This is a genomic window from Bradyrhizobium sp. CB1717 (assembly GCF_029714325.1).
Classification (GTDB): Bacteria; Pseudomonadota; Alphaproteobacteria; order Rhizobiales; family Xanthobacteraceae; genus Bradyrhizobium.
Genome location: NZ_CP121666.1, coordinates 7,115,068 through 7,140,458 on the forward strand (window position 1 = coordinate 7,115,068; position 25,391 = coordinate 7,140,458).

Sequence of the window (25,391 nt, forward strand, 5' to 3'; positions counted from 1 at the left end):
CTCAGGCCAGGTGCCGGGCCGCCGTCACGTCGATCGTCGCTGCGGGGACGACCGACTCGTCATCGAGCGCGGCGAGGCGCGTGTCGATGGCTTCGATGACCTTGCGCGAGAACGGCCCGAGATGCGCATAGGCCGCGATCATCTGCACGGCAATGCGCGCCGATGAGGTGTCGCGCTTGGCGCAGTTCATGAAGGTCTGCCACAGCGGCCCGCGCGCCTCGGGAAGGGCGGTGACGACGCGGTGCACCGTCTCCATCGCCCCGAGCCTGGCGCGGATATCTCCTTCGGCGAGTTCGGGGCGCTGCCTGGAACGGTCGAGCAGCGTCATCAGGCGGTCGACGCGGCTCGCATACGCCGCCGGGCTGTAGATGTGCTCCAGCACCCGCTTGTAGTCCATCAGGATGTCGCGCAACGGGCGGACCGGATCGAAGTTGATGCCGGCCGTGCACTGATCGGCGCCGATGGTCGGCGCCACATCGTGGCCCGTATGCAGCCGGCCTTCGCGCTCGAGCCGGCGCGTCAGCTGCGTGTTCGGCAACGCATAGAGCAAGCCGACCATGGCGACCGGAATCGCGGCCTCCTCGATGAAATCGATCATCGCCTCCGCCATCGAGACCTTCTCGTTGTCGAAGCCGACGATGAAGCCCGCGGTAACAAGCATGCCGGCGGCGTAGATCTTGTGGATGCTCTCGGCAATGTTGCGTCGCGTGTTCTGCTTCTTGCGCATCGCGACCAGCGTCGCGGGGTCCGGGCTTTCGATGCCGACGAAGATGCCGAAGAAATTTGCGGCTCCCATCAGCTCCAGCAATTCAGGATCGTCGGCGAGATTGACCGAGGCTTCGGTCGACAGCTCGAAGGGATAGTTGTGGGCGCGCTGCCATTCGGCGAGCTGGGGCAGGAACTGCCGCAGCGATTTCTTGTTGCCGATGAAATTGTCGTCGACGAAGTCAAGATGGCCGCGATAGCCCATGTTGTAGAGCGTCTGGAGCTCGACGAACATCTGCTCGGTCGTCTTGGTCCTGGGCACACGGCCGTAGAGCTCGATGATGTCGCAGAACTCGCAGGTGAACGGGCAACCGCGCGAATACTGCACACCGATATAGAGATAGTCCTCGAATTTGAGCAGGTCGAAGCGCGGCACCGGCGTCTTGGTGACGTCGGCCTGGAATTTCGGCGCGGTGAAGACACCGGAGCGGGCCCCGCTCTCCCAGGCCGCGATGAACTCGTCAATGACACTTTCGGCCTCGCCGAGCACCCGGAAGTCGGCCTTCTCGTAGATGTGGGGGCTGGAGGTGGGATCGGGCCCGCCCACGACCACCGGCTTGCCGGCGGCGCGGCAGAGCTCGATCAGGTGCAGCGTATCGGCCTGCTGCGGCAACATGCCGCCGGTGAAGACGACGTCGGCCCAGGCGAGATCCTCGTCGCCGAAAGATTGCGTGTTGCAGTCGATCAGCCGGACCGTCCAGTCCTTGGGCAACATCGCGGCGACCGTGATCAGCCCCAAAGGGGCGGCAGGGCGCTTGACGCCCATCACCTTGCAGGATTCGCCAAAGCTCCAGAAGGACTCTGCCGAGAACAGCGGATAGAGCATTAGCACGTTGGGACCCGGCACGTTCATGGAACTCCTTTTTACTCGGGTGCAGTGTAGCAAAGCATTTCCGTCTTGCACCCCTGCAAAAGGGACAAACTGTCGCCGCAACGCAGCGGTGGCCGGGGCCTGGAACCGGCGTTCACGGCCGGGCGTCGCTTCAGGCCGCATTATCTGGCATTTCGGGCTGGAACCCGGCCTGCCGAGGACCGAGCCGATCAGGCGCGCTCGGTTGCAAGCATCTTTCGGCTGGTCGCCAGGACATCACTGCACCAGGCGAAGAACGCGCCGAGGAACTCCCGGCCCGGCCCGTCGGTGCGGGCGTGCTGCCGCAAGGTCTCGAACCCCTTCTCCATCCGCGATGCGTTGCGCGCGAGCAACTGGCGGATGTCGCTGCGCACTTCCGGATCGTCTTCCTGCTCCAGCATGTGCACGTCGAGCTGGGTGACGTGGATGAACGAATATTGCGCGTGCAGCACCGCCGTCATCGGGCGCGGCCGGTCGACCACGATCGGGCTGGGATAGAGCTCGTCCTGCGGATTGCTGATGATCCGGATTGCATTCTCGTTGGCAACGCCGAACGCCCTCAGCTTGTGATGCGCCATTTCATGCACGATAGCCTGCGCGGTCGCGAGCGGGCAGTTCACGGTGAGGCCGATGACGCCGAAGCGCGCATCGACCGAGTGGCTGGCCGAACCGAGGCGGCCGGGTCCTTCGGTGGGCTGCTCGGTGTCGTGATAGCACTGGATCGTATGCACGATATCAGGCCATTGTTTCGCAGCGAGCGGCCAGCGGCGGACGTAATGGAGCGCCTGCTCCATCGCCGGGACCGCTTGCGCGTCGGGGACGAACCGCGGCGCGGGCAGCAGCGGATCCTCGGTGCGCAGGGCAACCCTGCCCTCCGCAATCGACGGCGCGCCGTTCACCGGAGGCCGCTGCGGCGGCAGCGGACGCCACGGCGTCGGCTCGGTTTCGATCAGGCCGAGGGCGACGGCGGTGTCGTAGCCGTCGGCCTGCGGGCGTGCCGTGCGTTCCCAGTCAATCGACGTCGCATTCATGGCGCGTTCTCCTTCGAACCGGTCAGTGCAGGCAATCATTCGCCGGCGAGAGCGCCGCAGAGACTCTCGCGGCCCGTCCAGGCAACAAGGCGAGCCCCATCGCCGCGGCATACGTATTCATGTCCTTGAACCGGTGCAGCGAGCGGTCGGTGCCAATCACGATCACCGTTTTTGCGACCGCGCGGACGGCGGCCAGCGCGTCGTGCCCCCCAAGCTGCTCCGCATCGATGAAGGCAAGATCGATACCTTCGGGTAAGAGACGCGACAGCGCGGCAAGCGCCTCGATGCTGGACCCGCCGAGCACCGGCAAGGAGGCGCCGAGGCGCCGGCGCGCTGCCTCCACTGCCGCAGCCTCCTCCTCGGTGCCGTACAGTCTCAGCTTGGGCTTCGTTTGCGCGATCAGTTCCAGCAGGAGCCCTTCGCCGCACCCGACATGCACGGCTGATGTGGCGCGGCGCAACGCGGCGGTCTGCTCCCACACCACGGTACTGAAGCGCGAGCGCATGGCGAAGGGGCTTTCGAATCCAGCCGCTTCAAATCCGTTGCCGAATTCGGCGAGGATGTTGGCGCTTTCCACGGGCTCGACCGGCGCGGCCTTTCGTTTTTCGGGGCGCGTCACTGCGTGACGCAGCGGCCGAGCCCGCGCCGCCCCCTCGTCTGAGAGCCACATGCAGCGGAAGGCCGTCGTCGCGATCTCGGCGATGCCATTGACCAGCGACGCATCGACCGCCCAATCAGCGATCTCTTCGAGCCACGCCATCTCTTCGACAAATCCGAGTTCGCGGCCGAGATCGAGGAACGCGCGCGAGCATTCCCGCGTGGCGAGACAATCCGCCGAACACGGCGCGTGCCGCACCGGTCCCAGTCCCAGAACCGCGAGCGCGACGTGAGCCATCATCGCTGCCTTGTCATCGCGCGCGAGAAGGCTCGCCAGCGGATCGCTTCCGCCGTGCCGGAGGTCATTCGCCCAGGACTTTGCGCAGCACGCGGGATAGCCAAACCGTATCGCCGCCTGCGCCAGGTCATTCGCGGCCGGCTCGGCGATCGATACGTCGAGCGGCGCGGTGCCGATCAGGAACGCATAGTCGAGGAGGCGCTTCGGTTCGTCGATCGATGCCTCAAGCGGCCAGTCTGCGGCATAGCCGAGCGAGGCCTTGACCGGCTTTGCTTCGAGACCAATCGCGCGCGCCCGTTCCGTCAAGGCGTCGACGCCATCATAGTCGGTCCACACCAGCGTCGCCGGAAGGCGCCCTTGGCGCACCATCTCGAATTCGATCGCGAGCGCCGCTCGCCTGAGACGTTCCAGACGCGGCTGCCAGAGGCTACGGGCTTGCGGGCCGCTGAAGCTGATGCGCTGCGTAGCCGCCTTGGCGACAACAGGCTCGCGCGGGGTCGCCGCAAGCGGAGGACGGGGCCAGGTCAACCAGCATGTCGGACCCGCGGACGTCATGGTGCGTCCACCTGCTCGATCAGTGAATGCAAGGTCGGATTGTCTCCGATCGACCAGGCTGCGATCATCCTCGCTTCAAGGTCGGACCTAAGGTCCGACCGGCTGATCACGGTTTCTCCCTTCGCCTGAAGCTCGGCCTCGATGTCCTCGAACAGGCCGAACCATACCGGGCAGTCGACCGAGCGCATCCGCCAGTCGCCCCCGATCGCCGTGCCTGGACAATTGCCCTTGCACGCCAGGAAGAACCGGCAGCCCTGGCATCCGCCATTGGCCTGCGGCGTGCGGTAGAGCGAGAGCTGACGCTCGAACGCCTCGCGGCCCGCGCGCAGATGGGTCACGCCACCCTTGTTGGTGCGACCGCAATTGCCGAGCCGGCCGTCGCTCTCGACGCCCACCACGGCGCGGGTCGCGTAGGGATCGCAGGCGTGGAATACGCACGAGGTGCGTGCGTCGTCGCCCCGAAGCATCGCGGCCATCTCGGCGAAAATGTCGAATTGAACCGACGGCAACTCCTGTTCGAGCCGGCGCAGTCGCCGCAGGGCCGCCAGGTTCTCCTGCGCGGTAAGTGCGAGGCCCTCGCCGCCTTCCGTTTCATCCTGCTCCAGCAAATGCAGGCGCAGCTTGCGCACACCGAGGCTGCCGAGAAACCTGATCCATTCGCACAATACGCCCAGCCGTTCCGGCGCAGCGTTCATCCGGTTCAGCGTCACGATCACGTTCGGCGGCATGCCCTCCCGGCACAGCGTCTCGATCACCGCCTCGATACGGGCGGTCGCGCGCCGCGTTGCCGCGAGGCTGCCGGCCCAGCGGGCATCGTTGAGCGGTCCCGGGCCGTCGATCGAAATGCCGATGCGCACGCGATATTTCCTGAACAGCTCGATGTCGCGCTCCTCGATCAGCGTGCCGTTGGTCTGCATGCCGACGCCGCCGTGACGGTCGAAGCCGAGCTGCATCAGGCGCTCGAGATCGGAGCGGCGGGTCATCATGATCTCGCCGCCGAACAGGCTGAACGGTTCCGCCAGCCTGTCCAGCGTCGCCATGATCGCGTCGAGATCGTAGCGCGTCGGAACGTTGCCGGCGGTGCGAATGCCCTCCTGATAGCAGTAGCGGCACTTGATGTTGCACTTGTCGCCGAGCGGGCGGACTTCGACGGTCATGGCTGCACCCGTTCCAGGCCGGTCGGCTCTTCGCGAACTTCAGTCAACGCCGCACGAGCTGTCGCGCGCTCGCGCGGCAGGACGAATCCGAGCGGAAACTCGGCGCGGGCATCGGCGTCAAAGATCTCCCGGCCGGCCTCCGTGACCAGCGACAGCATCCGGCCCTCGATCTCGACCACGAACCGCCGCGTCAAGACCGCATCCATTGCGGCCTCGACCGTTACAGTGTCGAAGCGATCTGCGAGCTGCGCAACGGCGCTCGGCCGCGTGCAGGGATTGCGCAGCAGATTGAGCACGGCAATCTCGACCGGTGCCGGGCAATAGAACGGCTGAAGCGCGCAGGCCCGCGTGTCGCTGACGAGATGCGCGGTGCCGACGGCCGTCATCGTCAGTTGCGGCGCGAAGGGCTGGTCGAACCAGCGCGCGCGCCAGGCCGCACTCGCGTCCTTGAGCAACACCAAGTCCTGCTCGCGCGCGGCGTCGGGGGCATCGCCCTCGAAGAAATAAGCGAGGTTCGCGAGATCCTCGTCCGGAACGTCGTAGATCGCGCCATAGGCCGGCATCGGCGTGACATTGCGAAAGCCGATCTCCGCGGCGCGCTCGAAATTGGGGCTGAAGCGGTCGAGGCGAATCCGGCCGCAGCCGACCGGCGGCTGCAGGTGTTCAAGCAGCGGGACCAACTTGGCGACGGTGTCGTAGGCCTCGCGCGGCTCTCCGGGGAAGCCATAGAGGATCGACCAGACCAGTCCGACGCCGAGCTCGCGGCAATTGCGCAATAGACGCAGGTTGAGCAGAGCGCTCACGCCCTTGCGCATGAGATGCAGCACCGGATCCGACAGGCTCTCGATGCCGGGCTGCAACCAGACCGTCCCCGCAAGCGCCAGCGTCTCGAGCTGCGCCTCGTCCATGTTGGCCTTGATCTCGTAGAAGAAGCGAAAGCCACGCACCGGGCGTTCCGCGAACTTTCCGAGCACGCCGTCGATGTGGGACATGCCCAGGATATTGTCGGTCGCGGCAAACCTGATGATCCCGAACTGCGCATGCAGCGTCTCGATTTCCTCGAGCACGCGCGGCGCCGACTTGGCCCTGAACGCCATGCCCTCCCCGTTCAGGCCGCAGAACGTGCAATGGTGTTTTTGGCCCCACCAGCAGCCGCGCGAGGACTCGAACGGAATCGAGGGACGCACGCGCGCGGCGTCGGACAGCTCGGCCAGCTGCGCGAAATAATCGGCGTAGTCGGGAATCGGCAGCGCATCCATCGCGGTCGGACCGGCCGCTGCACCCGTTGCGGGCTGGTCGCGCGACAGGCATCCCGGCAGGCCCCGGGGCCGCTCGCCGCGCAGGATCGCCACCACGGCGGGGCCGAACACGGTATCGGCCTCGCCATTGAAGACGTAGTCGATCTGCGAAAAGTTCTTCAGCAGCACCGCGCCCATCGGCCCGTGGCAATTGGCGCCGCCGAAGCAGATCACGACGGACGGATCCCGCGCCTTGACCGCAGCCGCGATCGCGAGCGAAGCGACCGTCTGCTCGAACATCGAGGTGAAGCCAATGATCTTGGGTTCTCGTTCAAGCAACCGGTCGGCTGCTTCCGCGACGAAGGACGGGATCAAATTGCGGCGGATCTCGTAGAGTTGCTCCAGCCCCTTGCGCGCGATGGCGGCGCCGAGCTCGTGGCTGTGGCGCTGCACCCGCGGCCGGTCGGGCCGCGCACCCAGGCAATCACCAAACAACCAGTCGCCGGCCAGGAGATGGCTGGGCAGCTTCTCCGCAAGCTGCTCGTTCAGATCGAGCCCGATACGATCGGCGAACAGCAGATTGAGATAGAGCGTCTCGGCGCGAATGCCCTTCTGCCGCAGCAGCGCCTGCAACAGACCGAGCGCCGCCGACGGCCGTACCACGGACATCACCGGTGCCGAACAGAAGAGGACATCGGTGCTCATTGGGCGCCCACGAGGTTGGCAGGCGACGGCTGTCCGTCCAGCAGCATCTCGCAGGTCTCGATCTGGCTGCGACGTGCCTCAGCAGCTTCGCGCACGCGTGCCAACAGGTCCGGCGAGCGGAAGATGCGATCGCATGCGGTGCAGATGCCGTCGAAATCCTGCGCGCGCATCGGCACGGGGTCGTCGGCCGTGACAGCGGCCAGGATGGCGATGGGCCCTTCGAGCCTGATCCATCGGTAGAGCGGATCGTCGGCGGCCGCCCGCATGGCGGCCTCGATCCCCTCCTTCGCGATGTGCCCGACCTTTAGTGAATCGTAATGAGGCAGCACGCCGCAGCACGGCCGGATACCGCCCTCGTGATCGATCGAAACCGTGTGGAGAACGGACTCGCAGGGACCGCGATAGGCCGACGCGTGCTGAACGCGCCCGGCCTGCGTTTTCTCGTCCGTGCCCTCGCCGCGGCCCGTCGAGTTGGCGACGGTCTCATAGATGTTGATGCCGGGCTCGTCATGAAGGCCCAAATCAGTGCGCAGGCTGGCGGCGGTGATCCTCGAGCCTGCTTCAACCACCACCGCGATCCGCAGCAGCAGGCCGCACTCGCGCGCCGCCGCCACCGCGTTGGCAATGAAGTTCAGCGGTACGAACTCGGCATGGGGATCGTCGTAAGACAACGTCATTTCGGTGAGGCCGGCCGTGCGCAATCGCCGGACGGCCGCCGTCGCGCGCGCGGGCGACTTGGCCCAGAACGCACTCGTGGTGATGCCGGCGCGCAAGCCCAGCGATGCCGCCAGCGCCACGGCCTCGGCCACGATGTCGGCATGCAGCATCGGATCGCCCCCGACGAAATGGACGATCTCCATTGACGGGATCTGCGCCGCTTGCCGGATGCAGCGATGGACATCGGCGGCGGACAAATGGCCGCCGTGAAACATGTCAGATGAAAAGCAGCAGTGCGAACATCTGAGCGGGCATTTCAAGGTGACGTTGAGAACGAGATTGCTGGGCGTCACCCTGGCCGCGCGAAAATCGGATAAGAATTGTGCGCCGAGCGCCATGGCCGACGACCTCATATCCCGGCTGCCCGGCGAACCGGTCAGCCGGCCATCATGATCTGCCGACGAGATATTTGCCGACGCGGAATCAGAGGATGTCGATATGGATCGTTCCGGCCTGCACGCCGCCGCTTCGCGTGGCGAGCTTGCTCCGCAACATCGTTGCCGTCTGGTCGTCGAGCTGAACGCCGACGCTGCTCAGATACGAGACGGGATCCTTGCTGACGTCGCTGGCAAGGCCGAGCAGGTCTGCGTGTGTCGTGAGTCCAGAAGGCGACTTGGCTTTGAGATCATTACCTGACGCGAGAACTTTTTCGAGATCAATCGTGACGATGCGGCCCATGGCACTTCTCCCTTAGGATGGACTAATGGTCCACCAAACGCAAAGGTTGTACAACGCCTTGGGTTAGTCAAATTAATTCTGTGCGGCCAAGCGCTGCGGCCATGCACGGCCGTTCACACGCCGCAACACCGCGCACCCGACATTCTTCCCCGCGCGTTTCGATCTCTTTGACGGCCACCCCGCGGACTCTTGATTTGAACAGTTCCAATTTGCCGGACACATTACGCCCCTGAGTCCAATCGGTGGATTGGGCCAATCAGGGGACTGCGATGGCAAACCTAACAATCAACGGAAAAACCCTCACACTCGACGTCGAGCCGGACACCCCGCTGCTCTGGGCGATCCGCGAGAATGCCGGTCTGACCGGCACCAAATACGGCTGCGGCATCGCACAATGCGGCGCCTGCACGGTTCACATCGACGGTGTCGCCACCCGCTCCTGCGGCGTCTCGGTCGCCGAGGCCGAGGGCAAGAAGATCACCACCATCGAGGGCCTCGCCTCCGGCGCCACGCTGCACAAGGTGCAGGAAGCCTGGATCGCGAAGGATGTTCCGCAATGCGGCTATTGCCAGAGCGGCATGATCATGGCGGTCGCGGCGCTGCTGAACGAGAAGCCGAAGCCCACCGACGCCGATATCGACGAGGCCATCACCAATATCTGCCGCTGCGGCACCTTCCAGCAGGTGCGCGAGGCGATCCACACGATCGCAGCCGCGTAAGGAGCCGCCCCATGAACAAGCACGTCTCTCCCAAGATGAACCGTCGTGCCTTCGTCATCGGCAGCGCTGCTGTCGGCGCAGGCCTCGCAATCGGCCTCGACATCCCCTTCGGCGGCCCCGCCGTGGTGCGCGCCGCCGACGGCTCGCCCGAGATCGGCGCCTGGGTCGTGGTCAGGCCCGACGACACCGTCGTGATCCGCATCGCCCGCTCCGAGATGGGCCAGGGCTCGCTCACCGGCCTTGCCCAGCTCGTCGCCGAGGAGCTCGAATGCGACTGGTCGAAGGTCACCACCGAATATCCGACCCCCGGCCAGAGCGTTGCCCGCAAACGCGTCTGGGGCGATTTCTCCACCGGCGGCAGCCGCGGCATCCGCTCCTCGCAGGACTACGTCCGCAAGGGCGGCGCCACCGCGCGCGTGATGCTGATCGAGGCCGCCGCCAATGAGTGGAAGGTGCCGGCGTCCGAATGCACCGTGGCCAGGGGCGTCATCACCCATAAGGGATCAGGCCGGACCACGACCTATGGCAAGGTCGCCGAGGCCGCCGCAAGGCTGACCCCGCCCGCCGACGTCAAGCTCAAGGATCCCAAGGACTGGACCATCGTCGGCAAAGGCCTGCTTCGGCTCGACACCGCCGACAAGACCAACGGCGCGATGATCTACGGCATCGACGTCAAGCTGCCGGGCATGCTGAACGCCGCGATCAAGGACTGCCCGGTGTTCGGCGGCAAGCTGAAGAGCTATGACGAGGCCAAGGTCGCCGGAATGAAGGGCGTCAAGAAGGTCGTCAAGGTCGGCGATACCGCGGTCGCGGTCGTGGCCGACACCTGGTGGCACGCCAAGACCGCGCTGGAGGCGCTGCCGATCGTCTGGGACGAGGGCGACAACGCCAAGGTCTCCAGCGAGTCGATCGCGAAGTGGCTGGCGGAAGGCCTCGACAATGACCAGCCGGCCTATGTCGGCAACAAGAACGGCGACGCCAAGGCGGCGATCGCCGGCGCCGCCAAGAAGGTCGAGGCCGTCTACGCCTATCCCTACCAGAACCACGCCACCATGGAGCCGATGAACGCCACGGCGGTCTACACGGCGGACAAGTGCGAGGTCTGGTGCGGCACGCAGAACGGCGAAGCCGCCTTCGCGGCGGTGCTGGAGGCGTCAGGCCTGCCGGCGGAGAAGTGCGACGTGCACAAGGTCATGCTCGGCGGCGGCTTCGGCCGGCGCGGCCAGACCGACTATGTCCGGCAAGCGGTGATGATCGCCAAGCAGATGCCGGGCACCCCGGTCAAGCTGCTGTGGTCACGCGAAGAGGACATGGCGCACGGCCGGTATCACCCGATCACCCAGTGCAAGATGACCGGCGCATTCGATGCCAACAACAATCTGGTCGCGCTGCACTACCGCCTGTCCGGGCAATCGATCCTGTTCTCGCTGCGCCCCGAAGCGCTGCAGAACGGCATGGATCCGGCGGCATTCCAGGGCGTCGCCCAATCCGGCGAAGCCGCGTTCGGCTATTCGGTGCCGAACCTGCTGGTCGAGCATGCGATGCGCAACCCGCACGTTCCGCCGGGCTTCTGGCGCGGCGTCAACGTCAATCACAACGCGATCTACATGGAATGCTTCATGGACGAGCTCGCCCATGCCGCAGGCCAGGACCCCCTAGAGTTCCGCCGCAAGCTGATGGGTAACCACCCCAAGCATCTGGCGGTGCTCAATGCGGTCGCCGAGAAGATCGGCTGGACCACGCCGGCGCCGCAAGGCGTCTATCGCGGCATCGCGCAGGTGATGGGCTATGGCAGCTATGTCGCCGGCGCCGCCGAGATCTCGGTGACCGACGGCAGCAAGATCAAGGTGCATCGCATCGTCGCCTCCACCGATCCCGGCTACGTCGTCAATCCGGCGCAGGTGGAGCGGCAGATCGCGGGCTCCTTCGTCTATGGCCTCTCCGCGCTGTTCTATGGTGGTTGTACCGTCAAGGACGGCAAGATCGAGCAGAGCAACTTCGACACCTACAACTCGATGCGCATCAACGAGATGCCGAAGGTGGAATCGGTGATGGTGCCGAGCGGTGGGTTCTGGGGCGGCGTCGGCGAGCCGACCATCGGCGTTGCGGCGCCGGCGGTGCTCAATGCCTACTTCGCGGCGACGGGCAAGCGCATCCGCTCAGTGCCGCTGCGCGACCAGAACATCACCTTCGCCTAAAGCAACATGCTGCGGCGGCGAGAGATTGCCGCCGTAGCCCTTTTCCAGATGCCCCTGATGACCACGCGCCCGGTGACACGGCGCAATGCCGTGTTCGGCATCACCTTGGCGGCCGCAGCGTTGGCGCGGCCATCGATTTCGCGCGCGCAATCCACGGGACGTGTCGTCGTGGTCGGCGGCGGCTTCGGCGGCGCGGCTTGCGCCCGCGCGCTGAAGCATGCGCAGGGAGATTTGCAGGTCATCCTGATCGAACCCAACGCAGTCTACACCTCCTGTCCCTTCAGCAACGAGGTGATTGCGGGCCTGCGCGACATCGACGCGCAGCAGTTCGGCTACGACAAGCTCGCCGCCGAGGGCGTCACTGTGATCGGCCAGGCCGTAACTGCGATCGAGCCGGACCGGCGCAGCGTCATGACGACCGACGGCGTCGCGCTGCCTTACGACCGCCTCGTGCTCGCGCCCGGCATCGACTTCCATGTCGAGGCCCTGCCCGGCTATGACAACGCCGCATCGGAAAAAATGCCGCATGCCTGGAAGGCCGGCGCGCAAACGCTGTTGCTGCGCCGGCAGTTGGAGGCGATGGAAGACGGCGGCACGGTCGCCATTGCCATCCCCGCCAATCCGTCGCGCTGTCCGCCAGCGCCTTACGAGCGCGCCAGCCTGATCGCGCATTATCTGAAGACGAAAAAACCGCGCTCGAAAGTGCTGGTCCTCGACGCCAAGGACAGTTTCTCCCAACAGCGGCTGTTCGAGAAGGCGTGGAAGGAGCTCTACGGCGACATGATCGAGCGCATTGCTCTGTCGCAAGGCGGCCGCGTGACCTCTGTCGATGCCGCGACCCGGACCATCGTCACCGAATTCGGCAACTACACGCCTGACGTCGCCAACGTCATCCCGCCGCAACGCGCCGGTCGCATTGCCGATATCGCGGGCGCGGCGGATCATACCGGCTGGTGCCCGATCGATCCTGTCACCTTCGAGTCGAAACTCGTCAAGAACATCCACGTCATCGGCGACGCCTGTCTCGGCGGCGGCATCCCGAAATCGGCATCAGCGGCGAGCGCTCAGGGCAAGGCTTGCGCGAGCGCGATCATCGGCCTCCTCGCGGGCCGCGCACCGGAGGCGCCGCGGCTGACCGGCGTCTGCTACAACACCGTCGCGCCCGGTTACGGCTTTTCCCTCGCCGGCAACTACCAGCCCAGGGGCGACATCTTTGCCGAGGTCGAGGGCGGCACGACGAGCCCGGTCGATGCGCCGCGCGAGTTGCGTGCGCGCGAGGCGACTGATGCGGAGCGCTGGTTTCAAACCATCACGGCGGACACCTTTGGCTAGATCATCGGTCCATATCGCGGCGCTGATCGCCACAAGCCTCGCCTGCAGCGCGAGCGCGGACGAGCTCGTGCCCTACAGGATCGTCGGCGACGGCATTCCACAATCGCTCACCGGCGCGCCCGGCGATGCCGCGCGCGGGCGCGCGCTGGTGCTGGCGCGCACGACCACCTGTATCCTCTGCCATTCCGGCCCGTTTCCGGAAACGCGGTTCCAGGGCGACCTCGCGCCTGATCTCAGCGGCGCCGGGAACCGGTGGTCGGCGAGCCAGTTGCGGCTTCGGCTGGTCGATGCAGCGCGTTTCAACCCCGACACTATCATGCCGTCCTATTATCGTAACGATGGCCTCGTCCGGGTCGGGCGCAATTTTGCCGGCAAGCCGATCTTGTCGGCTGCGGAGATCGAGGACATCGTGGCCTTTCTTGCAACGCTTCGGGACTAGGCTCATGCCAACCACGCGACGACGATTTTTGAGCCTTGCCGGCGGCGTCACCGTTGCCGGGACGGTCCCGATCGTCACGCTGCGGCCGTTGGAGGCGACGCCGGCCATGCTCACCACCGCGATCCGCAACGTCGTCGGTGAAGCACAGATCCGCACCGGCAGGGTCAAGCTCGACATTCCGCCCCTGGTCGAGAACGGCAATACCGTGCCGATGACGGTGAGCGTCGCCAGCCCGATGACGGCGACCGACTACGTCAAGAGCATCCACGTCTTCAACGAGAAGAACCCGCAGCCGAACATCGGCAACTTCTATCTCAATCCTTCCTCCGGCCGTGCCCAGGTCTCGACGAGGATCCGGCTCGCCGACACCCAGAAGGTCGTGGCGATCGCGCGCCTCTCCGACGACACCTTCTGGCAGGTCATGGCCGATGTCGTTGTCACGCTGGCCGCCTGCACCGAGGAGATGAACTGATGGCCGCGCTCATCAACGTCCCGGCCAAGGCCAAGCGCGGCGACATCATCGAGATCCGCACATTGACCTCGCATATCATGGAAACCGGCTTCCGTCACACCGCGGACGGCAGACTGGTGCCGCGCGACATCATCACCAGTTTCACCTGTCGCTACAACGGCACCGAAATCTTCCGCGCCGACCTGTTTCCGGCGATCGCCGCGAACCCCTATCTCTCGTTCTTCACCGTCGCGAAGGAGAGCGGCAAGTTCGAGTTCGAATGGACCGGCGACAACGGCTATTCATCCACCGCCTCCGCATCGATCACGGTCGAATGATTCTTTGGCGCGCGATAGCGGCGGCGATGCTGCTCGTCACGGGCCCCGCCCTGCTCGCCGGCGAGATCCCGCCCGATGCGCGCCGCTCCGGCTATTCGTTCATGGGGCCGGACACGCGCGCCATGCAGGACGACGACACCTCCAATCCGGGCATGTTGTTCGTGCTCGACGGCGAGGCACTCTGGGGCAAGAAGATGGGCGACGCGGGCAAAGCCTGCGCAGATTGCCATGGCGATGCGCGCAGCAGCATGAAGAGCGTCGCAGCGCGCTATCCCGCCTTTGACAAGGCGCTGGCGCGCCCCGTCACGCTCGACCAACGCATCAATCTCTGCCGTGCCAATCATCAGCAGGTAATGCCGCTGCCTTACGAGAGCCGCGACCTGCTGGCGCTGTCGGCCTATGTCGCGCACCAGTCGAGCGGCGTCGCGATCACGGCCGGCGACGATCCGCAGCTCAAGCCGTTCGTCGACCAGGGCCGCGACCTCTTCATGCAGCGTGAAGGGCAGCTCAACCTCGCCTGCACCAATTGCCACGACGATAATTTCGACAAGCGCCTCGCGGGCGCGCCGATCACGCAAGCGCAGCCGACCGGCTATCCGCTCTACCGCCTGGAGTGGCAAACGCTGGGGTCGATCGAGCGTCGGTTGCGCAGCTGCATGAGCGGTGTCCGCGCCCAGGCCTATGATTACGGCTCGCCCGAGCTGGTCGCGCTCGAACTTTACCTGATGTCGCGGGCGCGCGGCCTGCCGATGGAGACGCCGGCCGTACGTCCCTGATCGTAGATTAGGACTAGGCAGGCGTGGTACGGCCGCTAGTATCCCTCCCAAAGAAGATGAATCAGAGGGAGGGACTGCATTGGCCAACCACAACATCTCGCGCCGCACGCTGCTGACGGGCACCGCCGCGGCCGGCGCGCTCAGTCTGACCGGTCTGCCGGCACGCGCCGAGGTCAACTGGAAGAAATACGCCGGGACCAAGCTGGAGGTGATCCTCGCCAAGGGCCCACGCGGCGATAATCTGCAGAAGAACATCAAGGAGTTTACCGAGCTCACCGGCATCCAGGTGGAATCCGAGCAGATCCCCGAGCAGCAGCAGCGCCAGAAGGTCGTGATCGAGCTCACCTCGGGACGGCCGAGCTTCGACGTCGTGCATCTCAGCTATCACGTGCAGAAGCGGCAGTTCGAGAAAGCCGGCTGGCTCGCCGACATAACGCCCTTCATGAAGGATCCGACGCTGACCGCGCCCGATCTCGTCGAGAGCGATTTCTCGGCCGCCGGCCTGCAATACGCCAAGAACGACAAGGGCCAGATGCTGTCGCTGCCCTGGTCGGTCGACTATTTCATCCTCTACTACAACAAGGAGCTGTTCCAGAAGAAGGGCGTCGCGGTGCCCAAGACCTTCGACGAGATGATCGCGGCTGCCGAGAAGCTCACCGACCCCAAGGAAGGCACCTTCGGCTTCGTCGGACGAGGCCTGCGCAATGCCAACATGACGTTGTGGACGAACTTCTTCCTCAATTGCGGCGGCGAATTCCTCGACGCCAAGGGTAACATCCTGACCGACGGTCCGGAAGCGATCGAGGCAACAAAAATCTACCAGACGCTGCTGACGAAGGTCGCTCCGCCCGGCGTCGTCGGCTTCAACTGGATGGAGTCGATGGCTTCGTTCACGCAAGGACGTTCCGCAATGTGGATCGACGGCGTTGGCTGGGCGCCGCCGCTGGAAGATCCTGCCGCCTCGCGCGTCGTCGGCAAGGTCGGCTACACCGTCGTTCCCGCCGGACCGAAGGGACAATATTCGGCCACCTATGGTGACGGCATCGGCATTGCCGCGGCGAGCAAGAACAAGGAAGCCGCTTATCTGCTCTGCCAGTGGGTGGTTTCCAAGAAGCAAGGCGCGCGGCTGTTGCAGGCCGGCGGCGGCGTACCGTTCCGCAACTCAATCCTGAATGACCCCGAGGTCCAGAGCGGCGTAAAGATGCCCAAGGAATGGCTGCAGTCGGTGATTGATTCCGCCAAGATCAGCAAGCTGGGCCTGCCCGTGATCATCCCGGTCGCCGAATTCCGCGATCTTGTCGGCGCCGCAATTACCTCGACCATCACAGGTACCGACCCCGCTACAGAGCTGAAAAAGGCTCACGAGCAGTTCCGGCCGATCCTGGAGCGCAGTGAAAAAGCGTGAGTGCGTTGACACAATCGACTCCGGCCGCGGCACGGTCCGATGCCGCGCCGGAGAAGGAGCTGCGGCCGCCGTCCTACTGGCCGTTCGTGGTGCCGGCGCTGGTCGTCGTGCTCGCGATCATCATCTTCCCGTGGGTCTTCACGATCTGGATGAGCCTGAACGAATGGAAGGTCGGCGCGCCGACCACCTTCGTCGGGTTCTCCAACTATCTGCGCCTCACGAGCGATCCGCGCTTTCTCGAAGCGGTCGGCCACACGCTGGTCTACACCGTGCTGTCGGTGGTGCTGCCGCTGATCCTCGGCACGCTCTCGGCCGTGGTGTTTCACCAGAACTTCGCCGGTCGCGGATTTCTGCGCGGCGTCTTCATCATGCCGATGATGGCGACGCCGGTGGCGATCGCGCTGGTGTGGACCATGATGTTCCACCCGCAGCTCGGCGTGCTGAACTATCTGCTGTCGCTGGTCGGGATTCCCGCACAGCTCTGGGTCTTCCACCCCGCAACCGTGATTCCCTCGCTGGTGCTGGTCGAGACCTGGCAATGGACGCCGCTGGTCATGCTGATCGTGCTCGGCGGCCTCGCCGCGATCCCGACCGAGCCTTACGAAAGCGCGCAGATCGACGGCGCCAGCTTCTGGCAGGTGTTCCGCTTCATCACGCTGCCGCTGATCATGCCGTTCCTGTTCATCGCCGGCATGATCCGCATGATCGACGCGGTGAAGAGCTTCGACATCATCTTCGCGATCACGCAGGGCGGACCGGGCTCGGCGTCGGAGACCATCAACATCTATCTCTATAGCGTCGCCTTCACCTATTACGATCTCGGTTACGGCTCGGCGATCGCGGTCGTGTTCTTCCTGCTGATTGTCCTGCTTGCGGCGGTGATGCTCTACGCCCGCCAGCGCATGCTGTGGACCGAGATCGCGAGGGGCGCATGACACCCCGTCAGATCATCGGCAAGATCGGCCTGTGGCTCTCTGTCTTCGTCATCGTCTCGCCGGCAATCCTGTTCTTCCTCTGGATGATCTCGCTGTCGCTCAAGTTCGAGGTCGACAATGCCGCCTACCCGCCGGTGTTCTTTCCGGATCGCATCGCCTGGAAGAACTATGCCGACGTGCTCGCCTCCAACCGCTTCCTGACCTATTTCATGAACAGCCTGATCGTCACCGGCAGCGCGACGTTGCTGGCGCTCATGGTCGGCGTCCCTGCCGGCTACGGCATCGCCCGCATGGCCGCGCACAAATCCGCGATCGTGATCCTGATCGCCCGCATCACGCCGGGCCTGTCCTATTTGATCCCGCTGTTCCTGCTGTTCCAGTGGCTCGGTCTGCTCGGCACGCTGGTGCCGCAGATCATCATCCATCTCGTCGTGACCGTGCCGATCGTGATCTGGATCATGATCGGCTATTTCGAGACGACCCCGATGGAGCTGGAGGAAGCCGCCCTGATCGACGGTGCCGGGCGCTGGCAGGTGTTCCGCCACGTCGCGCTGCCGATCGCAAAACCCGGCGTCGCGGTCGCGTTCATCCTCGCCGTGATCTTCTCCTGGAACAATTTTGTGTTTGGCATCGTGCTGGCGGGGCGCGAGACGCGCACCCTGCCCGTTGCGGTCTACAACATGATCTCGTTCGACCAGCTCAGCTGGGGCCCGCTGGCCGCCGCCGCGCTGATCGTCACCTTCCCGGTTCTGTTGCTGACGGTGTTCGCGCAGCGGCAGATCGTGGCCGGGCTCACGGCGGGGGCCGTCAAGGGCGGCTAAAATGAAGCGGCCGGGCGACACGGCGTCGCCCGGCTGCCACTAATGCGTGTACTCTACTCCGCCGGCGCGGCGTGCATCTCCGGATGCGCGGCGTAGTGCTCGGTGGTGCCGAGCTTGCTGGCCGCGAACAGTCCGGCGGCCATCACGGCGTAGGCAAACGCGACCGCGGGCGTGACGCCGAAGCCGCCGCCGATGCCGACGGCTTCGCCGTGCATGAAGCCGAAATAGGTCAGCACCGCACCGACCAGCGCAAAGCTTGATGCCTTCTCGAAGTCGCGCTCGATGATGAAGACGCCGATTGCGCCGAGGATGAGGCCGCCGAGGATGGAGCCGCCGCCCATGACTTCGAGGCCGTGATAGAACACGCCCTGCTGCGGCAGCGCCGCGACCGCAGCCGTCTTGACCGCGTCGGCCTTGTCGGCCGCCATGCCGCCGACGGTTGCCGCAGCCGTCATGGTCGAGGCCAGCATGGTGTCGATCTGGAGCTTGGCCCAGGCGGCCAGATGCGGCGTCAGCGCCAGCACGATCGCCGGCGCGTGCTTGACCGGCGTGGTCTGGAACGCCTGCGCGCCGATCAGCATGCCGATGTAGAGCAGGATCGGCGAAATCGCGACGACAGGCACCAACGCCAGCAGCACCGAGATGATGCCGAACCAGGCCAGCACCACCACCATGATGCCGGTCGCGGCGGAGTAGCCGATGCGGCCGCCCATCGCCTTCCAGCCGGGATGGCCGATATAGACGGCGTTGATGAAGGGATTGCCCATCAGGCAGCCGATCAGGCTGACGACGCCGTCGGCGGTCAGCACCCGCGTGGTCGGATATTCGTCGCCGGCCGCTTCCGCGCTCTCGACATTGTCCATGGCCTCGACGAGATCATAGATGCCGAACGGAATGGCGGTGACCAGGATGATGCCGAGGAACTCGAAGCCGGAGAAGACGTAGCCGACGGCCGGGATCGGCACCGAGAAGCCGAAATTGGCAAAGGCCGCGCCAACACCGGCGATGCTCAAGCCACCGAGGCCGAGGCCGAACAGGTTGGAGCCCCAGGCGATGATCATGCCGGCCGCGATGGCGACGAGGCCTGCGGGAATGCCGCGCCAATATTTCACGCCGCCGAACCAGCTCACCAGGATGATGGCGAAGCAGACGAGACCGATCTGCGGCGTCATGTACATCTCGAGCGCCGGCCGCATCGAGATGAAGGTGACGGAGACGCCGGCGAGCGTGCCGAGCAGCGCCGCACGCGGCGTGATCTTGCGGATGAACGGCGCGATAAAGCCGCCGATCATCAGAATAAAACTCTGGAAGAACACCCAGACGAGGCCGGCCGACCAGCCCTTGAGCGGATCGCCGGTCTTCAGCGTGATCGGCAGCATGATCACGAAGGTGACGATGAACATGTGCGGCACGCTGACGCCCGAGGGTAGCGCGCAGACGTCGTTGCGGCCGGTCTTCTGCGCGAGGCGGTAGGCGAGATACGCATAATAGAAGGTGGACAGGCACATCATCAGCCCGAGCGCGGGCAGGATGCGGCCGAACACGAGGCTGTCAGGCATCTTCAAGACGAAGCGCAACAGGCCCGTGAGCACCAGCATGTTGACGAGGATGTTGGTGCCGAAGCCGAAAAACGCGTTCCAGTCGCCCGATGTCCATAGCGCCGGCTTGAAATCGGACTTGTTCAGATCAGAACTGCCTGCCGTCCCCGTCAATGTGCTCATGATAATACCCCTATGTGGTCGAAACTTTCATTGCCTCCAGAACTGCGGCTGAATCTGTGACCCAGCCGAAGATGCCGCCCTGGGCCTTGATCATTTTCAGGCCCATCTCGTGAAACTCGGGGAAGTAGGATGCGCAGCCGTCGGAAATGACGACGCAGCGATAGCCGCGGTCATTGGCCTCGCGCACCGTGGTGTTGACGCAGACCTCGGTGGTGACGCCGCACACCAGAAGATTCTCGATGCCGTATTTCTCCAGCACGTCGGTGAGCTCGGTGGCGTAGAACGCGCCCTTGCCCGGCTTGTCGATCACGACCTCGCTGTCGAGCGGATAGAGCTCGGGAATGATGTCGTGGCCGGCTTCGCCGCGAATGAGGATGCGGCCCATCGGGCCGGGATCGCCGATGCGGAGGCTCGGCGCGCCGCGCTCGACTTTCGCTGGCGGCGCGTCGGAGAGATCGGGCAGATGGCCCTCGCGGGTGTGGATCACCAGCATGCCGGTATCGCGCGCCGCCTTCAGCACCGCGCCGATCGGCTTCACCGCGCGCGCGAGCTGCCTGACGTCGTTGCCCAGCGTCTCGCCGAAGCCGCCGGGCTCCATGAAATCGCGCTGCATGTCGATGATGAGAAGCGCGGTGGCGGGCCAGTCGAGCTTGATCGGCTCGGGCTCGGCGCTGATGACGCCCGGTGTCGGCTTGGCTGAGTTCAACATGACGCAGGCCCCCGCGAGAACTCTCTTTGCCAGGAGTTCTGCAAGCGCCGTGCCATTGTGTACAATTGCGACCGGACCGACGGTGCGCGGAAATTTACTGCGCTGTCAGAATGTTATGGGAGGAGTGCGGGTCTGCTTATTCGCTGTGCGACGGCTTTACGGCGTGCATTTGCTCAAAGCATGAGCGACGACCGAGCCCGCTTTTCTAGCGGGCAGTATCTCCGTACAGCCGCCGATACTCGTCCTCATACGGCGCATAGGAGTCCTTCAGCGTCGCCATGTTCAGCAACATCGTCGCGACCACCGTACCCGCCTTGTCGAACACGCGCGTCTTTGCCCAGGCGCTCTCGGTGCGACGGCTGCCGGAGAGTGCGACCACCTCGCGCTCGACCTCGTACTCTTCGTCGACGAAGAGCGGCCCCTTCACCAGTCGGATCTCCTGGTCGGCAAACAGGCCGACGGCCGGTCCCTTGGCCGGCAGCGGATCCTCTTTGGAGCGGTACTGGAACAGCACGCTCAGCATCTCCATCGGGATGATGGCCCTGCTCCATGGATTGTCGGTGCCCGAGTAGTACGGCGAGCTCTCGGTGATGACGGCGAGCTTCTGCCTGAGCGAGAACGGATAGAGGTCGCCCATGTTCTGGTCGAACGCCATCCGCACCGTCTGCCGCTTGCTCGTCTGCGCCACCTTGACGTCGCGCAGGATCACGGGATCGGTCAGCGGTTTGAGCTCGCCGAGACGGGTCTCGAGCGCGGTCGCGACCGCAGCGTCGCCGACCGAGGCCGTCCCGCGCAGCACCTCGGTGCCGTCGCGCTTGACCATCTGGATCTGACACTGGCTTGTGCCCGGCAACGGCTTCGACAGGATCGCCTGCACCTCCTCGCCCTCGTAGCAGACGCTGCGGTAATGCGCGGACAGGCAGCCGCTCTCGAACCAGGCCTGCCCCCAGAGCCGCGCACCGAGCGGGGCGAACTGGCTGAAATGCGTCGGGCCTTCGATGGTGCCGCCCTTGAAGCCGAGCTTCTGCGCGGTGGCATCGTCATGGATGGAGGCGTGCGCATCGTAAGTTTGCGCCTGCAGCATCTGGCGCGGCTTACGCCACGGGCCGATCAGCGTCTCCGCAGTCTCGGTGATCTCGGTCTCGAATGCGTTTGCGGTCATGGCTTTCCTCCACAGGCAGCCATGACTAACAGGACCGCCACGGATGCGGCCAGCGATATTGACTTCGCCTGTCCATGCTTTTGACTGGCAACACCCGCTTCGCAAGCCGCCGCTCTTTCCGCGGCGCAAAATCCCCGCCGAACCAAGAAGAACAAGGACCTCCGAAATGACGCTGATGCAGGTCGAGCTGGACGACAAATACCGGCTCGAATCGAAGCGGATCTTCCTGTCCGGCACGCAGGCCCTGGTTCGATTGCCCATGTTGCAGCGCGAACGCGACCGGCTCCAAGGCCTCAACACCGGCGGTTTCATCTCAGGCTATCGCGGTTCCCCGCTCGGCATGTACGACCACGCGCTCTGGCGCGCGAAGTCGCATCTGCAGCAGCACGACATCGCCTTCGTCCCCGGCCTGAACGAGGACCTGGCGGCGACTGCGGTCTGGGGCAGCCAGCAGGTCGGACTGTTCCCCGGCGCCAAGGTCGATGGCGTGTTCGGCATCTGGTACGGCAAGGGGCCCGGCGTCGACCGCTCGGTCGACGCGCTCAAGCACGCCAATGCGGCCGGCACCTCGCTCAATGGCGGCGTGCTGGCGCTCGCCGGCGACGATCACGGCTGCCAGTCCTCGACGCTGGCGCATCAGAGCGAGCAGGTGTTCGCCGCGGCGCTGATTCCCGTGATCAATCCGGCGACGCTGCAGGACTATCTCGATCTCGGCCTCTACGGTTTCGCGCTGTCGCGCTTCTCCGGCTGCTGGGTCGGCTTCAAGGCGATCAGCGAGACGGTCGAGAGCTCGGCCTCGATTGACAGCGATCCTGAACGCATCAAGATCGTGCTCCCCGACGATTTCGAGATGCCGCCCGGCGGCCTCAACATCCGCTGGCCCGATCCGCCGCTGGAGGCCGAGAAGCGCCTGTTCGGCCCGAAGATGGCGGCGGTGCAGGCCTTCGCCCGCGCCAACCAGCTCGACCGCATCGTGCTCGATTCCAAGCCGGCCCGGCTCGGCATCGTCGCGACCGGCAAGGCCTATCTCGATCTGCGTCAGGCCCTCGCCGACTTAGGCATCACCGACAAGGACGCGCAGGACCTCGGTCTTCGCATCTACAAGGTCGCGCTGACCTGGCCGCTGGAGGAAAGCGGCGCCAGGCGTTTCGCCGAAGGTCTGCAGGACGTGCTGGTGGTCGAGGAGAAGCGTGGCTTCATCGAAGACCAGCTCATGCGCATCCTCTACAACATCGATGCGTCCAGGCGCCCGACCGTCACCGGAAAACGCGACGAGCGCGGCGCGCCGCTGCTGCCGAGCGAGGGCGAGCTGACGCCGACCATCGTCGCGGGTGCAGTCCTGGCGCGGCTGCGCAAGCTTGGCCATCACAGCCCGGTGCTGGAGCAGCGGCTGGCGCGGCTGGAAGCCTTCGACAATCCCGTCGCCACCAGCACCCAGATCAAGCTCGCGCGCACGCCATTCTTCTGCTCGGGCTGCCCTCACAACACCTCGACGCGCGTGCCCGAGGGCAGCCGCGCTATGGCCGGCATCGGCTGCCACGGCATGGCTCTGAGCATGCCGACGCGCCGCACCGATCTGATCTCGCATATGGGCGCCGAGGGCGTGAACTGGATCGGCCAGTCGCCCTTCACCACCGAGACGCACATCTTCCAGAATCTCGGTGACGGCACCTACACCCATTCGGGGCTTCTCGCTCTCCGCGCGGCTTCGGCCGCCGGCATCAACATCACCTACAAGATCCTCTACAACGACGCCGTCGCGATGACCGGCGGCCAGCCGGCCGAAGGCAGCTTCAATGTCGCGCAGATCGCACATCAGGTCTGGGCCGAGGGCGTCAAGCGGCTGGCGATCGTCTCCGACGATCCCAGCAAATACCCTGAAGGCAACTACTTCCCGCAGGGCGCGACCATCCATCACCGCCGCGAGCTCGATGCCGTGCAGCGCGAGCTGCGCGACATCAAGGGCCTCACGGTCATCATCTACGACCAGACCTGCGCGGCGGAAAAGCGCCGCCGCCGCAAGCGCGGCCTTTATCCCGATCCCGCCAAGCGCGCCTTCATCAACGAACTCGTCTGCGAAGGCTGCGGCGACTGCTCGCAGGCCTCCAACTGCGTTTCGGTGCAGCCGCTCGAAACCGAATTCGGCCGCAAGCGCCAGATCGACCAGTCGAACTGCAACAAGGACTTTTCCTGCGTCGAGGGCTTTTGCCCGAGCTTTGTCACCGTGCATGGCGGCAGCCTGAAGCGCATGAAGACGTCAGCGGTCGATTCCGGGCAGCTCTTCGCCGATTTGCCGCTGCCGCCCGCACGCGAGCTGGACGGCCCCTACAACATTCTCGTCACTGGCATCGGCGGCACCGGCGTCATCACCATCGGCGCGCTGCTCGGCATGGCCGCCCATGTCGACGGCCGCGGCTGCTCGGCGCTCGACTTCACCGGCCTGTCGCAGAAGAACGGCGCGGTGATGAGCCACGTGCGCATCGCCCCGAAGCCGGAAGATATCTCCGCGGTCCGCATCACCACCGGCGGCGCCGACGTCATTCTCGGCTGCGACATGATCGTCTCGGCCGGCCCGACTGCGCTCAGCCGCGCCGAGCGCGGCGTGACCAAGGCCTACATCAACGCCGACTTGCAGCCGACCGCTAGCTTCGTGCAGAATCCCGATCTCGATTTCGAGATGGGCACGATGCAGACAGTGCTGCGCGACGCCATTGGCGACAAGAACCTCGACATCATCGACGCCACGGGCATTGCCGCCGCGCTGATGGGCGACAGCATCGCGACCAATCCCTTCATGCTCGGCTTCGCCTTCCAGAAAGGCGCGATCCCGCTGTCACTGGAGGCCCTGCTCCGCGCCATCGAGATCAACGGCGCCGCTATCGAGATGAACAAGCTCGCCTTCACCTGGGGGCGCCTTGCCGCCCACGACATGTCGCGGGTGCGCAGCGTGCTCCAGTTCAAGAGCCGGGCCGCAGCGCCGGTGAAATCGCTAGACGACATCATCGCGGCTCGCGCGGGGTTTTTGACGGACTATCAGGACAAGGCATATGCCGACCGCTACCTTGCGGCCGTAGCGAAGGTGCGCAAGGCGGAGCACGCTGCCTTTCCCGCGTCCACCGAGCTGACGGAAGCCGTGGCGAAGAACCTGTTCAAGCTGATGTCCTACAAGGACGAGTACGAGGTTGCGCGGCTCTATACCGACGGCAGCTTTGCCAGGAAGGTGTCCGAAAAATTCGACGGCGACTTCACGCTGAAGTATCACCTGGCACCGCCGATCTTCGCCAAGCGCGACAAGGCGACCGGGCGTCTTCAGAAGCAGGAGTTCGGCAGCTGGATGATCCATGCCTTCCGCGTGCTGGCGAAGCTGAAATTCCTGCGCGGCGGCGCGTTCGATCCGTTCGGCCGCACCGAGGAGCGGCGGACCGAGCGGAAGCTGATCGAGGATTATTTTGCGATGATCGATGGGCGGGTCGCCGGGCTGAAGGCGGAGCAGATCCCGCTGCTGGCACGGCTCGCGCGCGTGCCGGAGAGCATCCGCGGCTTCGGGCACGTCAAGGAAGCCAACATCAAGCTGGCGGCGACCGAGACGGCGCGGCTGGAAGCGGAGCTCGAGAACAGCCGTTTTGCAGTGGCGGCGGAGTAGTGGTTAGGGACGTCCAATCTCTCCACGCGTCATTGCGAGGAACCCTTGCGACGAAGCAATCCAGAGTCTTTCCGCGGAGAGATGCTGGATTGCTGCGTTCGCAATGACGATGAGGAGACAGGCGCAAGCCTCATACTCACTGTCGTCGCCC

Annotated in this window: 21 protein-coding genes; 11 read left to right on the forward strand and 10 right to left on the reverse strand. The window is 65.1% G+C overall.

The genetic code is table 11. The features are described from left to right. Nucleotide 1 precedes the first annotated feature (1 nt). From QA649_RS33230 to QA649_RS33260, 7 genes are all read right to left on the reverse strand, one after another. On the reverse strand, nucleotides 2–1,618 hold the full coding sequence (locus tag QA649_RS33230; protein WP_283020913.1) for a radical SAM protein: 1,617 nt from the start codon (nucleotides 1,616–1,618) through the stop codon (nucleotides 2–4). 188 nt (nucleotides 1,619–1,806) lie between these two features. After that, nucleotides 1,807–2,646 carry an HEXXH motif-containing putative peptide modification protein gene (locus QA649_RS33235; protein ID WP_283020914.1) on the reverse strand — a complete coding sequence of 280 codons (840 nt, stop codon included), beginning with the start codon at nucleotides 2,644–2,646 and terminating at the stop codon, nucleotides 1,807–1,809. 22 nt (nucleotides 2,647–2,668) lie between these two features. Then, nucleotides 2,669–3,877, reverse strand: a complete 1,209-nt coding sequence (locus QA649_RS33240; protein ID WP_283020915.1) for a hypothetical protein — start codon at nucleotides 3,875–3,877, stop codon at nucleotides 2,669–2,671. A gap of 215 nt (nucleotides 3,878–4,092) precedes the next feature. After that, nucleotides 4,093–5,253: a radical SAM protein gene (locus tag QA649_RS33245; RefSeq protein ID WP_283020916.1), complete on the reverse strand. Its 1,161-nt coding sequence runs from the start codon at nucleotides 5,251–5,253 to the stop codon at nucleotides 4,093–4,095. After that, nucleotides 5,250–7,196, reverse strand: coding sequence for a RiPP maturation radical SAM C-methyltransferase (locus tag QA649_RS33250; RefSeq protein ID WP_283020917.1), 1,947 nt, complete (start codon nucleotides 7,194–7,196; stop codon nucleotides 5,250–5,252). The genes QA649_RS33245 and QA649_RS33250 overlap by 4 nt, the downstream gene beginning before the upstream one ends. Continuing rightward, a complete protein-coding gene (locus tag QA649_RS33255; RefSeq protein WP_283020918.1) occupies nucleotides 7,193–8,251 on the reverse strand; it encodes a radical SAM/SPASM domain-containing protein in 1,059 nt (352 codons plus the stop codon). The genes QA649_RS33250 and QA649_RS33255 overlap by 4 nt, the downstream gene beginning before the upstream one ends. 85 nt (nucleotides 8,252–8,336) lie before the next feature. Beyond that, nucleotides 8,337–8,591 carry a hypothetical protein gene (locus QA649_RS33260; protein ID WP_018646167.1) on the reverse strand — a complete coding sequence of 85 codons (255 nt, stop codon included), beginning with the start codon at nucleotides 8,589–8,591 and terminating at the stop codon, nucleotides 8,337–8,339. A 269-nt stretch (nucleotides 8,592–8,860) separates the two neighbouring features. Here QA649_RS33260 and QA649_RS33265 point away from each other — a divergent pair, with 269 nt between their 5' ends. The 10 genes from QA649_RS33265 to QA649_RS33310 all read left to right on the forward strand — a co-directional run bounded on the left by QA649_RS33265 (nucleotide 8,861) and on the right by QA649_RS33310 (nucleotide 18,005). Beyond that, on the forward strand, nucleotides 8,861–9,310 hold the full coding sequence (locus QA649_RS33265) for a (2Fe-2S)-binding protein (protein ID WP_211413642.1): 450 nt from the start codon (nucleotides 8,861–8,863) through the stop codon (nucleotides 9,308–9,310). A gap of 11 nt (nucleotides 9,311–9,321) precedes the next feature. After that, nucleotides 9,322–11,508 carry a molybdopterin cofactor-binding domain-containing protein gene (locus tag QA649_RS33270; protein WP_283020919.1) on the forward strand — a complete coding sequence of 729 codons (2,187 nt, stop codon included), beginning with the start codon at nucleotides 9,322–9,324 and terminating at the stop codon, nucleotides 11,506–11,508. Between the two features lie 48 nt (nucleotides 11,509–11,556). Then, nucleotides 11,557–12,840, forward strand: a complete 1,284-nt coding sequence (locus tag QA649_RS33275; RefSeq protein ID WP_283020920.1) for an NAD(P)/FAD-dependent oxidoreductase — start codon at nucleotides 11,557–11,559, stop codon at nucleotides 12,838–12,840. After that, nucleotides 12,833–13,279, forward strand: coding sequence for a sulfur oxidation c-type cytochrome SoxX (gene soxX, locus QA649_RS33280; RefSeq protein ID WP_283020921.1), 447 nt, complete (start codon nucleotides 12,833–12,835; stop codon nucleotides 13,277–13,279). The genes QA649_RS33275 and soxX overlap by 8 nt, the downstream gene beginning before the upstream one ends. A 4-nt stretch (nucleotides 13,280–13,283) precedes the next feature. Beyond that, a complete protein-coding gene (locus QA649_RS33285; protein ID WP_283020922.1) occupies nucleotides 13,284–13,751 on the forward strand; it encodes a SoxY-related AACIE arm protein in 468 nt (155 codons plus the stop codon). Then, on the forward strand, nucleotides 13,751–14,068 hold the full coding sequence (gene soxZ, locus QA649_RS33290; protein ID WP_283020923.1) for a thiosulfate oxidation carrier complex protein SoxZ: 318 nt from the start codon (nucleotides 13,751–13,753) through the stop codon (nucleotides 14,066–14,068). The genes QA649_RS33285 and soxZ overlap by 1 nt, the downstream gene beginning before the upstream one ends. Continuing rightward, complete coding sequence (soxA, locus tag QA649_RS33295) at nucleotides 14,065–14,844, forward strand: sulfur oxidation c-type cytochrome SoxA (protein WP_283020924.1); 780 nt, start codon at nucleotides 14,065–14,067, stop codon at nucleotides 14,842–14,844. The genes soxZ and soxA overlap by 4 nt, the downstream gene beginning before the upstream one ends. 79 nt (nucleotides 14,845–14,923) lie before the next feature. Further along, nucleotides 14,924–16,249, forward strand: a complete 1,326-nt coding sequence (locus QA649_RS33300; protein ID WP_283020925.1) for an extracellular solute-binding protein — start codon at nucleotides 14,924–14,926, stop codon at nucleotides 16,247–16,249. Beyond that, complete coding sequence (locus QA649_RS33305) at nucleotides 16,246–17,184, forward strand: sugar ABC transporter permease (protein ID WP_283020926.1); 939 nt, start codon at nucleotides 16,246–16,248, stop codon at nucleotides 17,182–17,184. Before QA649_RS33300 ends, QA649_RS33305 begins: the two co-directional genes overlap by 4 nt. Next, nucleotides 17,181–18,005, forward strand: coding sequence for a carbohydrate ABC transporter permease (locus QA649_RS33310; RefSeq protein ID WP_283020927.1), 825 nt, complete (start codon nucleotides 17,181–17,183; stop codon nucleotides 18,003–18,005). Before QA649_RS33305 ends, QA649_RS33310 begins: the two co-directional genes overlap by 4 nt. Before the next feature lie 53 nt (nucleotides 18,006–18,058). Here the strand turns inward: QA649_RS33310 and QA649_RS33315 are convergent, their stop codons facing one another. The 3 genes from QA649_RS33315 to QA649_RS33325 form a co-directional block, all read right to left on the reverse strand. Then, entirely contained in the window at nucleotides 18,059–19,726 is a 1,668-nt protein-coding gene (locus QA649_RS33315) for a regulator (protein WP_283020929.1), read from the reverse strand. Between the two features lie 10 nt (nucleotides 19,727–19,736). After that, nucleotides 19,737–20,435 (reverse strand): isochorismatase family cysteine hydrolase, encoded by a 699-nt coding sequence (locus QA649_RS33320; RefSeq protein ID WP_283020930.1) that lies wholly within the window; start codon nucleotides 20,433–20,435, stop codon nucleotides 19,737–19,739. 205 nt (nucleotides 20,436–20,640) lie between these two features. After that, a complete protein-coding gene (locus QA649_RS33325) occupies nucleotides 20,641–21,597 on the reverse strand; it encodes a hypothetical protein (protein WP_283020931.1) in 957 nt (318 codons plus the stop codon). A 166-nt stretch (nucleotides 21,598–21,763) separates the two neighbouring features. On the opposite strand from QA649_RS33325, the gene QA649_RS33330 reads away from it, so the two are divergent. After that, nucleotides 21,764–25,240, forward strand: coding sequence for an indolepyruvate ferredoxin oxidoreductase family protein (locus QA649_RS33330; protein ID WP_283020932.1), 3,477 nt, complete (start codon nucleotides 21,764–21,766; stop codon nucleotides 25,238–25,240). Nucleotides 25,241–25,391 lie beyond the last annotated feature (151 nt).